This is a genomic window from Streptomyces sp. NPDC059248 (genome assembly GCF_042753905.1).
Classification (GTDB): Bacteria; Actinomycetota; Actinomycetes; order Streptomycetales; family Streptomycetaceae; genus Streptomyces.
The window spans coordinates 1-13,938 of the sequence record NZ_JBHYZV010000061.1 but is presented as its reverse complement, the minus strand read 5'-3'; the positions used below and the strand labels follow the sequence as shown (position 1 = coordinate 13,938).

The window sequence follows — 13,938 nt, the reverse complement described above, 5'->3', positions numbered from 1 at the left end:
CGCGCCCTCCTCGGACGACGACCGTGGCCACCGCCATGGTCACCCCGGAAGGGCCGTCGGCGCTACCGCCCGGCGCCCGCGCCCTGCTCCCGGCGCTGTCCGCCGTCGCCGTCCCCGGCGCCCGCCGGGGCCTCCTCCGCCATGGAATCCCCGCCCGTGGGGGCCTTTGCCTCCGCCGGGACCCGGGCCGTCCCGGTACCGCCACTGCGGGCGTGGAGCTGCGCCAGATAGGCGTTGTACGCCACCAGCTCCTTGTCGCCGTCCCGGTCCGCCGCCCGGTCCTTCCGCCGGGCCTGCCGCTGGTCCGACCGGTACCACTGGAAGACGAGCGCGATCAGCACCAGCACCGAGGGGATCTCACTGAACGCCCACGCGATACCGCCGGCCGCGTTCTGGTCGGCGAGCGCGTCGATCCCGAGCGACGCCGGGGGGCTGTCGTACGTCTCCACCATCGGCGAGCTGGCCATCATCAGGGCGATCCCGAAGAAGGCGTGGAACGGCATGCCCGCGAACAGCTCCAGCATCCGCATCACATAGCCCGGCCGGTGCGGACCCGGGTCCACGCCCATGATCGGCCAGAAGAAGACCAGACCGACCGCGAGGAAGTGGATCATCATCGCGATATGGCCCGCCTTGGAGCCCATCAGGAAGTCGAAGAGGGGCGTGAAGTACAGCCCGTACAGGCTCGCGATGAAGAGGGGGATCGTGAAGACGGGATGGGTGATGATCCGCATATAGCGGCTGTGCAGCAGGGCGAGCAGCAGCTCGCGCGGCCCGGTCCGGCCCCGGCCCGCCGGCGGCAGCGCCCGCAGCGCCAGCGTCACCGGCGCGCCGAGCAGCAGCAGGATCGGGGAGACCATGCTGATGATCATGTGCTGCACCATGTGCACGCTGAACATGACCATGCCGTAGTCGTTGAGTTTGGTGCACATCGCCAGCAGCACCGTGAGTACGCCGACGACGAAGAAGACGGTCCGCCCCACGGGCCAGGCGTCGCCCCGCCGGACCAGCCGGGTCACGCCCCAGCCGTAGAGCGCGAGCGCCACCAGGCTGCCGACGAGGAAGAACGGGTCGGGGGAGAGTTCCAGACCGCGTCCCAGCGTGAACGGCGGCAGATCCATCGATGTGCCGTGCTCGCTGTGATCCATCCGCCGGCTCCTGATTCTGCTGTGCGTGCCTTGCGGGACCAGAGTAGAACCGCCCCCGGCCGCGAGTGCGGCCGGGGGCGGTTCCACGCCGGTGGAGAGGCGCCGACGGAGCTACAGCACGCACTCCGCCTCGTCGTACCGGGCGTCCGGGACCGTCTTGAGGGTTTCCACCGCGCGCGCCAGCGGTACCAGCGTGATGTCCGTGCCGCGCAGGGCGGTCATCATGCCGAACTCGCCCCGGTGCGCCGCCTCCACCGCGTGCCAGCCGAACCGGGTCGCCAGGACCCGGTCGTACGCGGTCGGCGTACCGCCCCGCTGCACATGGCCGAGGATCACCGGCCGCGCCTCCTTGCCGAGGCGGTCCTCCAGCTCGTTGGACAACTGGCGAGCGACCCCGGCGAACCGCTCGTGGCCGTAGACGTCCTTGCCGCCCTCGTCCCAGTTCATGGTGCCCTCACGGGGCTTCGCGCCCTCCGCGACCACGACGATCGCGAACCGCTTGCCCGCCTCGAACCGGGCGCCGACCCGCTTGGTCAGCTCCTCGATGTCGAAGGGGCGCTCCGGTACGACGATCGCGTGGGCGCCGGCCGCCATCCCCGAGTGCAGCGCGATCCACCCGGTGTGGCGGCCCATGACCTCCACGATCAGTACCCGCTGATGCGACTCGGCGGTGGTCTTCAGCCGGTCCAGCGCCTCCGTGGCCACCCCGACCGCGGTGTCGAAACCGAAGGTCACATCGGTGGCGGCGATGTCGTTGTCGATCGTCTTCGGTACGCCGACGATCGGCAGCCCGCCCTCGGAGAGCAGATGCGCGGCCTTGAGGGTGCCCTCGCCGCCGATCGGGATGACCGCGTCGAGCCCCAGATCGGCGCAGTGGCCCTTGGCTCGTTCCACACCGTCCCGCAACTGCTCGGGCCGGACCCGGGACGACCCCAGGATCGTTCCGCCGCGGGCCAGGATGCCGCCCACCGCGTCCAGGTCGAGCTTGCGGTAGTCGCACTCCAGCAAGCCCTTCCAGCCGTCGTGGAAGCCGATGACCTCGTCGCCGTGGTCGACGACCGCGCGGTGCACGACGGACCGGATGACGGCGTTCAGACCGGGGCAGTCGCCTCCGGAAGTGAGCACACCAATGCGCATTGCCCGAATTACCTTTGCAACGTGGGCCGACTCCCGGACCACGTCGTCCGGCTGGATCGAGCCTCACCCTACCGGCGCCCGGGGGTACCGGCCGAATGGGGCGTCCGCCTGATGGGACGGCCCGGGACCGTGCCGCCCGCGCGGACCGGGGCCGCGCCGACGCCCCCGGGGTACGTACCCCGGTCCGTCCCGGGATACGGCGAAGTCCCCGGCCGGACGGCTCGGGGACTTCGGAACGCCGGATTCGGGCGGGTCGGAACGCCGGATTCGGCGGGCCGGGATGCCCGGGTCTCAGGCGGCTGGGGCGCCGGGTTTCAGGCGGGCTGGGTCGCCGTGGTGATGCGCTCGTTGCGCAGCGCCTCGTACCACCGGTCGTCGACCGGCGGCAGGGCGTTCACATCGAGCGCCAGCTTCAGCAGCAGATCCGCGATCTGCGGATTGCGCGCCATGACCGGACCGTGCATATACGTACCGAACACGGTCTCGTTGTACGCGCCCTCGGTGCCGTCACCGGTGCCGTTGCCGCGGCCCAGGACGGTCCGGGCGAAGGGCCGCGCGGTGGGTCCGAGGTGGGTGATGCCCTGGTGGTTCTCGAATCCGGTGAGCTGCGGCAGCCCCAGCCGGGGGTCGATGTCCGCGAGGACGTCGCCGACGCAGCGATCGCCTTCGCCCCGGGTGGAGATCACATCGATCAGGCCCAGGCCCGGTTCCCGCTGCCCGAGGTCGTTGATGAACTCGTGGCCGAGGATCTGGTAGCCGGCGCAGACGGAGAAGATGATCGCGCCGTTCTCGGCGGCCCGGCTCAGCCCGGTGTCGCGCCGCAGCCGCTCGGCGGCCAGCCGCTGCGGACGGTCCTCACCGCCGCCGATCAGGTAGATGTCGCCGGAGGTGGGGACGGGCTGGTCGCTGCGGACGTCCACCCGCTGGACGTCGAGGCCGCGCTGCCGGGCCCGCCGCTCCACGACCAGGGCGTTGCCCTGGTCGCCGTAGGTGGACAGCAGGTCCGGGTAGATCCAGACCAGACGCAGGCTGTTGTCGGCCATGCTGGAAGTCTCTCGCTCTCTTCGGTCCGGTCGGGTCAGTTGCCCACGCGGCGGCGGACGTCCTGGAAGGCGGTGTAGTTCGCGATCAGCTCGATCCGCCCGGGCGGCGCCATGGCCACGGCCTCGTCGACGGTCTCGCAGACCCGGAAGTCCAGGTTCGCGACCTCGAGCCGGACCGCCAGGTCTAGCCGGCGGTCGCCGATGACCACGATGGGGTGGCCCGCGAGCCGGGTGTAGTCGACGTCCCAGAGCCAGGAGGTGTCGGTACCGTCCGCGCCGCGCGCGTTCACCGAGAGGATCACCGGGGTCGGCGGCGGGTCGATCAGGGAGAACGTCTCCAGCCAGCCGGCCGGGTTCTTCGCCAGCAGCAGCCGCAGCTCGCGCTGGTTGAAGGTGACCACGTCATAGCGCCCGGCGACCGCCTGCACCTGGTACATCCGCTCCAGCGCCACCTGCGGCGGAACACCGAAGCAGGCGGCGACCGCCGCCGAGCTGGTCGCGTTCGCCTTGTTGGCCCGGCCCGGGAGCTGGAGATGGATGGGCCAGGCCGAGCCGTGCGGGTCGAGGACGTGGTCGCCGCTCAGCACCCAGCTGGGCGCGGGGCGGCGGAAGCCGCACTCGCCGCAGTACCAGTCGTCGCCAGGCCGCTGCATCACTCCGCCGCAGGACGGGCAGGACCAGGCGTCGTCCTTCCACGCCTGTCCGGCCGCCACCCACACCACATGCGGGGAGGACGAGGCCGCCCACACCACCAGCGGGTCGTCCGCGTTGGCGATCACGACGGCCTTGGTGCCCGCGAGGCCCTCCCGCCACTTCTCCGCCAGCATCCGGGTCTCGGCGGCCCGGTCGAGCTGGTCGCGGGAGAGGTTCAGCAGCGCGATCGCCTTCGGCGTCACATCGCGCGCGACCCCCGCCAGATACTTCTCGTCGACCTCGATCACACCGAACTTGGCGCTGGAACCGCCCGCCAGCGCCGAGGTGATCCCGGCCGGCATATTGGCGCCCAGCGCGTTGGAGACCACGGGCCCGGCGGCGCGCAGCGCCTCCGCGATCAGCCGTGTCGTCGTCGTCTTGCCGTTCGTGGCCGACACCAGGACGACGTCCAGGTGCTGCGCCAGCCGACCCAGCAGATCGGGGTCGAGTTTGAGCGCGACCTTGCCGCCGATGACCGAGCCGCTGCCGCGTCCGGCCGCACGTGACACCGCCGCCGCCGCCTTGCCGGCCGTCACGGCGAGCTTGGCGCGAGGCGTCAGTGGCTCCGAGGTGCCTGCCATGGTCCTTGATCCTCCTTGCATCGGTCGACCCCAGCCTATCCAGGTCCGGCCCCGCCGCCGTACCGCGGCACCGCGCCACGCGGCCGGGACCCGTCGGAACGTAGGCTTGCGGGCATGCGAAACCGGCCGATCCCCGGCAGTTCCGGACGCGTACGGCCCGTGAGCCTCTTCCGCGATCCCGTGCTGCACGCCCCCTGCGAGACCGTCACCGACTTCGGCCCCGGACTGCACCGGCTGGTCGAGGACCTCTTCGCGACCATGTACGCGGCCAGGGGGGTGGGCCTGGCGGCCAATCAGGTGGGGGTGGGCCTGCGGGTGTTCGTCTACGACTGCCCCGACGACGAGGACGTCCGCCACCTCGGGCACCTGGTCAATCCGCGTCTTGTCGAGGCCGACGGGGTGGAGCTGCGCGGCCCCGAGGGCTGTCTGTCGCTGCCCGGCCTGGAGGCCGGGACCCCTCGATACGACCGGGCGGTGGTCGAGGGCTTCACGGTGACCGGGGCGCCGGTACGGGTGGAGGGGACCGGCTTCTTCGCGCGCTGCCTCCAGCACGAGACCGACCATCTGGACGGTGTGGTGTACGCGGACCGGCTCACGGGCCTGCGCCGTACCCGGCTGCTGCGCGCGGTCGCGCGGTCGCCGTGGGCGTCGCGTATCGGGAGCCGCCCCGACGACGGTGCCGCCGCACGGCCCCTCACGGACCCCTGACACCGGACCCGCGGAGCGCCGGTCGCGAGGGGGCGGCCGCCCCGGGTGGCGTACGGTTCAGAACCCGGGGCCGCCGTCGCGGTCCCCGACCGTGGCGAGCCGTCCCCACAGCAGGTCGGTGAGATCCGCGACGAGTTCGGCGCGTGAGCACGGCCGCTCGCCGAGCCACCAGTCGCCCGCCGCGTGCATCATCCCGACGATGCCGTGTCCCCAGACCCGGGCCAGCCGGCCGCCGGCCGGGCCGAGGTCGACCCGTTCGCCGATGACCTGGGCCAGCTCCTCGCCCAGCCGCCGCAGCAGGGGCGCGGAGTGCCGGCCGACGTCGAATCCGGTCTCCGGAGACGTGGACACAGATGAGGACGCGGACCCGGTGTCGGTCGCGTTCCCGGCCGGTGTCGGCCCGGGCCCGGGCCCCGGTGCCGTTGCGGTCGCGGCCTCCGCCGGATGCATCAGGAACCGGTAGACCTGCGGTCGTGCCTCGATGGCGGCGAGATAGGTGTCGAGGGTCGCCGCGATCCGCTCCCGGCGGTCCGCCGGGGCGTCCAGCGCTTCGCGCAACGCTTCAAGGAGCGCGTCGGTGTGACGTTTGGCCAGGGCCCGGTAGAGACCGCCCTTGTCGCCGAAGTGCCGGTACAGGATGGGCTTGGTGATGCCCGCCTCCGCGGCGATCGCGTTCATGGACGCACCGGGGCCGTCGCGGAGCACGACCCGGTCGGCCGCCTCCAGCAGCTCCCTGCGGCGCTGTTCGGCCGCCGACCGGTCCCGGTCGGCGGGCTGCCGCGTGGTCTCCATCAGTCGTTCTCCCCGCCCGTGCGATATGCCTGACGCCAGCGCAAACTAACACCCTCCCGCACGCCACGGACCGGCCGCGGGGTCGGTTGACATGCTCTACCGCCCGGTAACAGACTGCCGTTACCGCAAGTAACCAGCGGTTGGTGATCGTGTTACTGGAGGGGATATGGCGACGTCCGCGTTCGAACTGAACGACGAGCAGAAGCAGATACGCGACTGGCTGCACGGCTTCGCCGCCGATGTGATGCGCCCGGCCGCCGCCGAGTGGGACGAGCGCGAGGAGACTCCCTGGCCGGTGATCCAGGAGGCGGCCGAAGTCGGGATCTACTCCCTCGACTTCTACGCCCAGCAGTACTTCGACCCCACCGGCCTCGGGATCCCGATCGCCATGGAGGAACTGTTCTGGGGCGACGCGGGCATCGCCCTGTCCATCGTCGGTACGGGTCTGGCCGCCGTCGGGGTCCTCGCCAACGGCACCGAGGAGCAGATCGGTACCTGGATTCCGCAGATGTACGGGGACCCCGGCGATGTGAAGGTCGCCGCCTTCTGCTCGTCCGAGCCCGAAGCCGGGTCGGACGTGGGCGCGATGCGGACCCGCGCCGTCCATCTACCGGCGACGGACGAATGGGTGCTCGACGGGACCAAGACCTGGGTCACCAACGGCGGGATCGCCGACGTCCATGTGATCGTCGCCGTCGTCGACCCGGAGCTGGGCAGCAAGGGGCATGCCTCCTTCGTCGTCCCGCCGGGCACCCCCGGGCTCACCCAGGGCCGGAAGTTCAGAAAGCACGGCATCCGCGCCTCCCACACCGCCGAGGTCGTCCTCGACGGCGTCCGGATCCCCGGACACTGCCTCCTCGGCGGCAAGGAGCGGCTCGACGAACGCCTCGCCAGGGCCCGTGAGCGGTCACGGAACGGCGGTGGCGGGGGCGAGCGGGTCGGCAACGCCGCCATGGCGACCTTCGAGGCGTCCCGCCCCGCCGTCGGCGCCATGGCGGTCGGCACGGCCCGCGCCGCGTACGAGATCGCGCTCGACTATGCCCGTACCCGTACCCAGTTCGGCCGGCCGATCATCGACAACCAGGGCATCGCCTTCCAGCTCGCGGACGCGCGGACCAGGATCGACGCGGCCCGGCTGCTGGTGTGGCGGGCGTCGTGGATGGCGGCGGCGGGCCGGCCGTTCGACGCTGCCGAGGGCTCGATGTCCAAACTCTTCGCCAGTGAGACGGCGAAGGACGTCACCGCGCGGGCCGTGCAGATCCTCGGCGGGAACGGTTTCACCCGGGAGTACCCGGTCGAGCGGATGCACCGGGACGCCGCGATCTACACCATCTTCGAGGGCACGAGTGAGATCCAGCGGCTGGTGATCGCCAGGACCCTGTCCGGCGTCCCGATCCGCTGAGACGTACGAGCCCCTACGGAAAGCCGCCCTCGGCCCGGCCCGGTCTGCGCCCCGCCCGCGCCCGGTCCGTCCCCCGGCCCGTACGGAACGGCATCGGGCGGCCGTTCCGTACGGCACTCTCGTCCGGGGTCAGGCCGTCAGCAGCCGCTCGATGGCCGCGACCACCTCGGGCGCGTCCGGCTCGGTCCGGGGCCGGAACCGGGCCGCGACCGCACCGTCCGGGCCGATCAGGAACTTCTCGAAGTTCCACTGCACATCACCGGAGTCCCCGGCGTCGTCGGCCGTCCGGGTCAGCTCCGTGTACAGCGGATGCCGCCCGGCCCCGTTGACGTCGGTCTTCGCCAGCATCGGGAAGGTGACACCGTACGTCGCGGAGCAGAACGTCGCGATCTCTTCGGCGCCGCCCGGCTCCTGGCCGCCGAACTGGTTGCACGGCACGCCCACGACCGTGAAGCCGCGCTCCCCGTACTCCTTCTGGATCCGCTCCAGGCCGCCGTACTGGGGCGTCAGTCCGCATTTCGACGCGACGTTCACCACCAGCAGCACCGAACCCCGGTACGCCCCCAGGGACGTCGGCTCACCCGCCAGGCTCCGCAGCGGGATGTCGTACAGCGTCGTCATCTCTCGAACTCCTTTTCTCGTGAATGGTCTTGTGAACGGTCCCTCACCTCACGGCCGGCCTGCGGTGCGGGGGTGGCGCAGGGCTCTCCGTCAGCCGTCGAGCCGACGGAACAAGCCCTCCTGCACCACCGACACCAGCAGCTCGCCGTCCCGGTTGTAGATCCGGCCCCGGGCCAGCCCGCGCCCACCGGTCGCGATCGGCGACTCCTGGTCGTACAGGAACCACTCGTCCGCGCGGAACGGCCGGTGGAACCACATCGCGTGGTCCAGCGACGCGAGATCGAAATTGCGCCGCCCCCAGAGGGGCTCGATCGGGATGCGCACGGCGTCCAGCAGCGTCATGTCACTGGCGTAGGTCAGGGCGCAGGTGTGGATCAGCGGATCGTCGCCCAGCGGACCGACCGCCCGCATCCATACGGCGCTGCGCGGATCGGACCCCTTCTCCTCGATCTCCTCGGGAGACCAGCGGAGCCGCTCGGTGTAGCGGATGTCGAACGGCTGACGGCGGGCCATCCGCTCCAGCGTCTCCGGCAGGCTGCCCAGGTGCTCCCGGATCTCGTCCGCGACCTTCGGCAGCGTCTCGGGGTCCGGGAAGTCCAGCCGGGGCGGCAGCTGGTGCTCGATGCCACCGGGCTCGGGGGAGTGGAAGGACGCCGTCAGATTGAAGATCGTCCGGCCCTCCTGGACCGCCGTGACCCGGCGGGTGGTGAAGGACCTGCCGTCCCTGACCCGCTCCACCTGGTAGACGATCGGCACCCCGGGGCGGCCTGGCCGCAGGAAGTAGGCGTGCAGCGAGTGCACCGGACGCTCCCCGTCCGTGGTGCGGCCCGCCGCGACCAGTGCCTGTCCGGCGACCTGGCCGCCGAAGACGCGTTGCAACGACTCGTCGGGGCTCGCGCCGCGGAAGATGTTCACCTCGATCCGCTCCAGATCGAGCAGATCGACCAGGCGCTCGGCCGGATTCGTCATCGCACTCCTCCTGATCGCGCTTCCGCCGGCCGTGCGCCGACCGATCGCACAGGGCCGGACTTGGCACGCGGGGATTCCGCCCGGGACCCGGGCACCGTCCGCTGGATCACAGCTGCCCCACCGACGTCACCCGTACCACAGCCAGGCCCTCCTCGTCGGAGGCCGCGAGATCGACCTCGGCGCTGATGCCCCAGTCGTGGTCGCCCTTCGGGTCGGCGAAGATCTGCCGCACCCGCCACAGACCGTGCGGCTCGTCCTCCTCGATCAGCAGCAGCCGCGGTCCGCGGGCGTCGGGTCCGGTGCCCAGCTCGTCGTGCTCGTCCCAGTACGCATCCATCGCCTCGCCCCAGGCGTCCGCGTCCCAGCCCGATTCGGCGTCCAGCTCGCCGAGCACCCCGACCTTGTCGAGGGCGGCCAGCTCCACCCGCCGGAACATCGCGTTCCGGACGAGTACCCGGAAGGCCCGCGCGTTGGCCGTGACCGGCCTGACCTGATCGGCCTTCTCCCGCGCCTCCTCGGCGGTCTCGACCTCCGGATTGGCCAGCTGCTCCCACTCGTCCAGCAGCGACGAGTCCACCTGGCGCACCATCTCGCCCAGCCAGGCGATCAGGTCCTGGAGGTCCTCCGACTTCAGATCGTCCGGGATGGTGTGCTCCAGCGCCTTGTACGCGCCCGCCAGATACCGCAGCACGATGCCCTCGGTCCTGGCCAGCTCGTAGAAGGAGGTGAACTCGGTGAAGGAGAGCGCCCGCTCGTACATGTCCCGGATCACGGACTTCGGCGAGACCGGGTGGTCGCCCACCCACGGATGGCTCGTGCGGTAGACGTCGTACGCGTGCCACAGCAGCTCCTCCAGCGGCTTCGGGTACGTCACCTCCTGCAGCCGTTCCATCCGCTCCTCGTACTCGACGCCGTCCGCCTTCATCGCGGCCACCGCCTCGCCGCGGGCCTTGTTCTGCTGGGCCGCGAGGATCTGCCGCGGGTCGTCCAGCGTCGACTCCACCACGGAGACCATGTCCAGCGCGTACGACGGCGACTCCGGGTCCAGCAGCTCGAAGGCGGCCAGCGCGAATGTCGACAGCGGCTGGTTGAGCGCGAAGTCGTGCTGGAGGTCGACGGTCAGCCGGACGATCCGGCCCTGCGCGTCCGGCTCGTCCAGCCGCTCCACCACCCCGCCGGCCAGCAGCGACCGGTATATGGCGATGGCCCGGCGGATATGCCGCAGCTGATTGCGGCGGGGCTCGTGGTTGTCCTCCAGCAGCCGCCGCATCGCGTCGAAGGCGTTGCCCGGCCGGGCGATCACCGACAGCAGCATCGTATGTGTCACATTGAACCGGCTGGTCAGCGGCTCGGGCTCGGACTCGATCAGCTTCTCGAAGGTCGAGTCCGACCAGGCGACGAAGCCCTCGGGGGCCTTCTTGCGGACCACCTTGCGGCGCTTCTTGGGATCGTCGCCCGCCTTGGCCAGCGCCTTGTCGTTCTCGATGACGTGCTCCGGCGCCTGGGCGGCGACCAGACCCGCCGTATCGAATCCGGCCCGTCCGGCCCGGCCCGCGATCTGGTGGAACTCCCGGGCCCGCAGGGTGCGGACGCGCTTGCCGTCGTACTTGGTGAGCGCCGTGAACAGCACCGTACGGATCGGGACGTTCACCCCGACACCGAGGGTGTCCGTTCCGCAGATCACCTTCAGCAGCCCGGCCTGTGCCAGCTTCTCCACCAGCCGGCGGTACTTGGGCAGCATGCCCGCGTGGTGCACCCCGATCCCGTGCCGGACATAACGCGACAGATTGCGACCGAACTTGGTGGTGAAACGGAAGTTGCCGATCAGTTCGGCGATCCGTTCCTTCTCCTCCCGGGAACACATGTTGATGCTCATCAGGGACTGCGCCCGCTCCACCGCCGCGGCCTGGGTGAAGTGCACGATGTAGACCGGTGCCTGCCGGGTCTCCAACAGCTCGGTCAGGGTCTCCGTGATCGGCGTACGGCGGTACTCGTACGACAGCGGGACCGGGCGGGTCGCCGAGCGGACCACCGCGGTGGGGCGGCCGGTCCGCCGGGTCAGATCCTCCTCGAAGCGGGAGACGTCCCCCAGGGTCGCCGACATCAGGACGAACTGCGCCTGCGGCAGCTCCAGCAGCGGGATCTGCCACGCCCAGCCGCGGTCCGGCTCCGCGTAGAAGTGGAACTCGTCCATCACGACCTGGCCGATATCGGCGTCCCTGCCGTCGCGCAGCGCGATGGAGGCCAGCACCTCGGCGGTGCAGCAGATCACCGGGGCGTCGGCGTTGACCGACGCGTCACCGGTCAGCATGCCCACGTTCTCGGTGCCGAAGATCTTGCACAGATCGAAGAACTTCTCCGAGACCAGCGCCTTGATCGGAGCGGTGTAGAACGTCACCTCGTCGCGGGCCAGCGCCGTGAAGTGCGCGCCCGCAGCGACCAGTGACTTCCCGGATCCGGTGGGTGTGGAGAGGATGACGTTCGCCCCCGACACCACTTCGATCAGCGCCTCCTCCTGCGCCGGGTAGAGCGAGATGCCCCGGCCCTCCGCCCAGGAGGAGAAGCCCTCGAAGAGGGCGTCGGGGTCGGCGTTCGGCGGCAGCTGATCGATAAGCGTCACGCCCCCATCTTGCCTGGCGCGGGCCGGTCGCTTCACCTCGGACCGGGGATCCGGGCGGCGCGGCGAAGATCACGGACGGTACGCTGCCCTGTCGGCCGGGGATTTCCGGCGCCGACCGGCCCGTCGGGGCGGGACGGTCCTGCCGTACCGGGCCGGACCGCCGCACCCGTACGACCTGCGACGGCCACGGCGACGATGACAACGAAGTGCACGAAGTAAATGAAGTAGACGAAGAAGACGGCGACAGCGGTCCGCCGGGCCCGGGGGAAACGTTCCGGGGACGGCGGACGACCACGGGGCGGGGACACGATCATGATGGGACCGGCGCACTCACTCTCGGGGGCGGCGGCCTGGCTGGGGGTGGGCGCGGCGACGGCCGCCGCCGGGCACCCCATGCCCTGGCCGGTGCTCGTGGTCGGCGCGCTGATCTGCGCGGGCGCCGCGCTCGCGCCCGATCTCGACCACAAGGCGGCGACGATCTCCCGGGCCTTCGGGCCGGTCTCCAAGGCGCTCTGCGAGATCGTCGACAAACTCTCCTACGCGGTCTACAAAGCGACCCGCAAACCCGGCGACAACCGGCGTACGGGTGGCCACCGCACCCTCACCCATACCTGGGTCTGGGCCGTGATGATCGGCGGCGGGGCGTCCGCCATCGCCGTCACGGGCGGGCGGTGGGCGGTCCTCGGGATCCTCTTCGTCCATCTGGTGCTCGCGGTCGAAGGGCTGCTGTGGCGCGCCGCGCGGATGTCGAGCGACGTCCTGGTCTGGCTGCTGGGCGCCACCAGCGCCTGGATCCTGGCCGGGGTCCTCGACAAGCCGGGCAACGGCTCCGACTGGCTGTTCACGGCGCCGGGGCAGGAGTACCTCTGGCTCGGGCTGCCGATCGTGCTCGGCGCCCTGGTCCACGACATCGGCGACTCGCTGACCGTCTCGGGCTGTCCGATCCTGTGGCCGATACCCATCGGCAACCGGCGCTGGTACCCCATCGGCCCGCCGAAGGCGCTGCGGTTCCGGGCCGGCAGCTGGGTGGAGCTGAAGGTCTTGATGCCGGTGTTCATGCTGCTCGGAGGAGTGGGCGGCGCTTCGGCGCTCAATGTGTTCTGACCGGGGCCGGTAGGGGGCCCTTCCCCCGGAGCCGCCGGTCCGGCGCTCGCCGTTCCTCAGGCCCGGTCCATCGTGCGGTACATGCCGATGGAGTCGTGCGCGGCGGTGTCCGCGAAGCCGAACTTCTCGTAGAGATGGCGCGCGGGGCCGTCCGCGATCAGCGACACATAGGCGGTGGCGGGCGCCCGGCGCTCCAGCTCCCCGGTGAGCGCGGCCATGATCCGTTTGCCGAGGCCGCGGCCTTGGTGCGCCGGGTGCACACAGATGTCGACGATCTGGAACGCGGTACCGCCGTCACCGATGATCCGGCCCATGCCGATCGGCTCGCCCCCGTGGTGGAGGACCACACCGAACCAGGTGTTGGGGAGGGCGAGTGCGACCGCCTCGGGGCTCTTGTCGGAGAGTCCGGCATCGGTACGCAGTCGGCGGAAGACCTCGGCCGTGGGCACCCCGGCCCGCACCTCGTAAGGGTCATTAGTGTTGAGCATGGATTACATGCTAGCGGGTGGGAGGTCCGGGGCGGGAGCCCCGGCGCACCGGTCCCACAGGTTTCCCCGGTCCCGCCGGTCCCGGGACGGTCGCGACACCGCCGCCCCACCCCCGAGAACTCCCGGGACGGCCGCTTTCCGCGCTCCCGCGCATCGCGGCGGCCACGACCGGGGGCGCGGTGTTCCGGCCGGGTCCGGCGCCGGTCCGGCAACGGTCGGGCAGGGTTTTCCACAGGGGGTGGCGCGGTGGGGTCGTACGGGCCTAACGTCCGATCAGCCGCCGGTGTGGCGGCCCCCGTCGTACGCCGCGGCGCACTGTCGTCGTCGCGGCCCGCGCACCCAGGAGCGCCCATGCGTCGTCGCCGTCCGATCAAGGCCCTGCTGGCCCTCGTCGCCTCCTCCGCCCTGCTGATCGGCGCCGCCGGCCAGCTGGCCAAGATGGTCGTCCCGGAGAGCGTGGCGCGCGCCGCCACCGCGGATGTCGCGCCGATCCTGATCGGCGGCTTTCTCATCGGCGGGGCCGCCCAGCTCGTGGACGGCGGCGGCGACACGGGACCGCAGGAGCGGCACATAGCCGCGATGAACAAGGCGGAGCTGGTCGGGGCCTGAGTCCGGCCGCCGGCGCCCGCGCC

Annotated in this window: 13 protein-coding genes; 4 read left to right on the top strand and 9 right to left on the bottom strand. The window is 71.3% G+C overall.

What is annotated here, in order from left to right; genetic code table 11:
* Positions 1-62: 62 nt before the first annotated feature.
* The 4 genes from ACFXG1_RS24005 to ACFXG1_RS23990 form a co-directional block, all read right to left on the bottom strand.
* Entirely contained in the window at positions 63-1,148 is a 1,086-nt protein-coding gene (locus tag ACFXG1_RS24005) for a cytochrome c oxidase assembly protein (protein WP_384744472.1), read from the bottom strand.
* A gap of 111 nt (positions 1,149-1,259) precedes the next feature.
* Positions 1,260-2,285, bottom strand: a complete 1,026-nt coding sequence (locus ACFXG1_RS24000; RefSeq protein ID WP_384719648.1) for a 6-phosphofructokinase — start codon at positions 2,283-2,285, stop codon at positions 1,260-1,262.
* 314 nt (positions 2,286-2,599) lie between these two features.
* Positions 2,600-3,328 carry a type 1 glutamine amidotransferase gene (locus tag ACFXG1_RS23995; protein ID WP_384721944.1) on the bottom strand — a complete coding sequence of 243 codons (729 nt, stop codon included), beginning with the start codon at positions 3,326-3,328 and terminating at the stop codon, positions 2,600-2,602.
* Positions 3,329-3,363: 35 nt separating this feature from the next.
* Positions 3,364-4,602, bottom strand: coding sequence for a MurT ligase domain-containing protein (locus ACFXG1_RS23990; RefSeq protein WP_384721947.1), 1,239 nt, complete (start codon positions 4,600-4,602; stop codon positions 3,364-3,366).
* 114 nt (positions 4,603-4,716) lie between these two features.
* Here ACFXG1_RS23990 and def point away from each other — a divergent pair, with 114 nt between their 5' ends.
* Positions 4,717-5,310, top strand: a complete 594-nt coding sequence (def, locus tag ACFXG1_RS23985) for a peptide deformylase (protein WP_384744470.1) — start codon at positions 4,717-4,719, stop codon at positions 5,308-5,310.
* 57 nt (positions 5,311-5,367) lie between these two features.
* Here the strand turns inward: def and ACFXG1_RS23980 are convergent, their stop codons facing one another.
* Positions 5,368-6,102 (bottom strand): TetR family transcriptional regulator, encoded by a 735-nt coding sequence (locus ACFXG1_RS23980; RefSeq protein WP_384744468.1) that lies wholly within the window; start codon positions 6,100-6,102, stop codon positions 5,368-5,370.
* Between the two features lie 166 nt (positions 6,103-6,268).
* Here ACFXG1_RS23980 and ACFXG1_RS23975 point away from each other — a divergent pair, with 166 nt between their 5' ends.
* The gene (locus ACFXG1_RS23975) at positions 6,269-7,504 is read left to right on the top strand and encodes an acyl-CoA dehydrogenase family protein (protein WP_384744466.1); all 1,236 of its coding nucleotides are present in this window, start codon (positions 6,269-6,271) and stop codon (positions 7,502-7,504) included.
* A gap of 129 nt (positions 7,505-7,633) precedes the next feature.
* Here ACFXG1_RS23975 and ACFXG1_RS23970 read toward each other — a convergent pair whose 3' ends face one another.
* From ACFXG1_RS23970 to ACFXG1_RS23960, 3 genes are all read right to left on the bottom strand, one after another.
* On the bottom strand, positions 7,634-8,125 hold the full coding sequence (locus tag ACFXG1_RS23970; protein ID WP_384716932.1) for a glutathione peroxidase: 492 nt from the start codon (positions 8,123-8,125) through the stop codon (positions 7,634-7,636).
* A 90-nt stretch (positions 8,126-8,215) separates the two neighbouring features.
* Positions 8,216-9,094 carry an acyl-CoA thioesterase gene (locus ACFXG1_RS23965; RefSeq protein ID WP_384716935.1) on the bottom strand — a complete coding sequence of 293 codons (879 nt, stop codon included), beginning with the start codon at positions 9,092-9,094 and terminating at the stop codon, positions 8,216-8,218.
* A 106-nt stretch (positions 9,095-9,200) separates the two neighbouring features.
* A complete protein-coding gene (locus ACFXG1_RS23960) occupies positions 9,201-11,714 on the bottom strand; it encodes a DEAD/DEAH box helicase (RefSeq protein ID WP_384716938.1) in 2,514 nt (837 codons plus the stop codon).
* 312 nt (positions 11,715-12,026) lie between these two features.
* Between ACFXG1_RS23960 and ACFXG1_RS23955 the strand changes: the two genes are divergently transcribed.
* Positions 12,027-12,818 (top strand): metal-dependent hydrolase, encoded by a 792-nt coding sequence (locus ACFXG1_RS23955; RefSeq protein WP_384716941.1) that lies wholly within the window; start codon positions 12,027-12,029, stop codon positions 12,816-12,818.
* Between the two features lie 56 nt (positions 12,819-12,874).
* On the opposite strand, the gene ACFXG1_RS23950 is transcribed toward ACFXG1_RS23955, so the two are convergent.
* Positions 12,875-13,306, bottom strand: a complete 432-nt coding sequence (locus tag ACFXG1_RS23950) for a GNAT family N-acetyltransferase (protein WP_384716944.1) — start codon at positions 13,304-13,306, stop codon at positions 12,875-12,877.
* Between the two features lie 351 nt (positions 13,307-13,657).
* Between ACFXG1_RS23950 and ACFXG1_RS23945 the strand changes: the two genes are divergently transcribed.
* Complete coding sequence (locus ACFXG1_RS23945) at positions 13,658-13,915, top strand: hypothetical protein (protein WP_384716947.1); 258 nt, start codon at positions 13,658-13,660, stop codon at positions 13,913-13,915.
* The last annotated feature ends 23 nt before the right edge of the window (positions 13,916-13,938 follow it).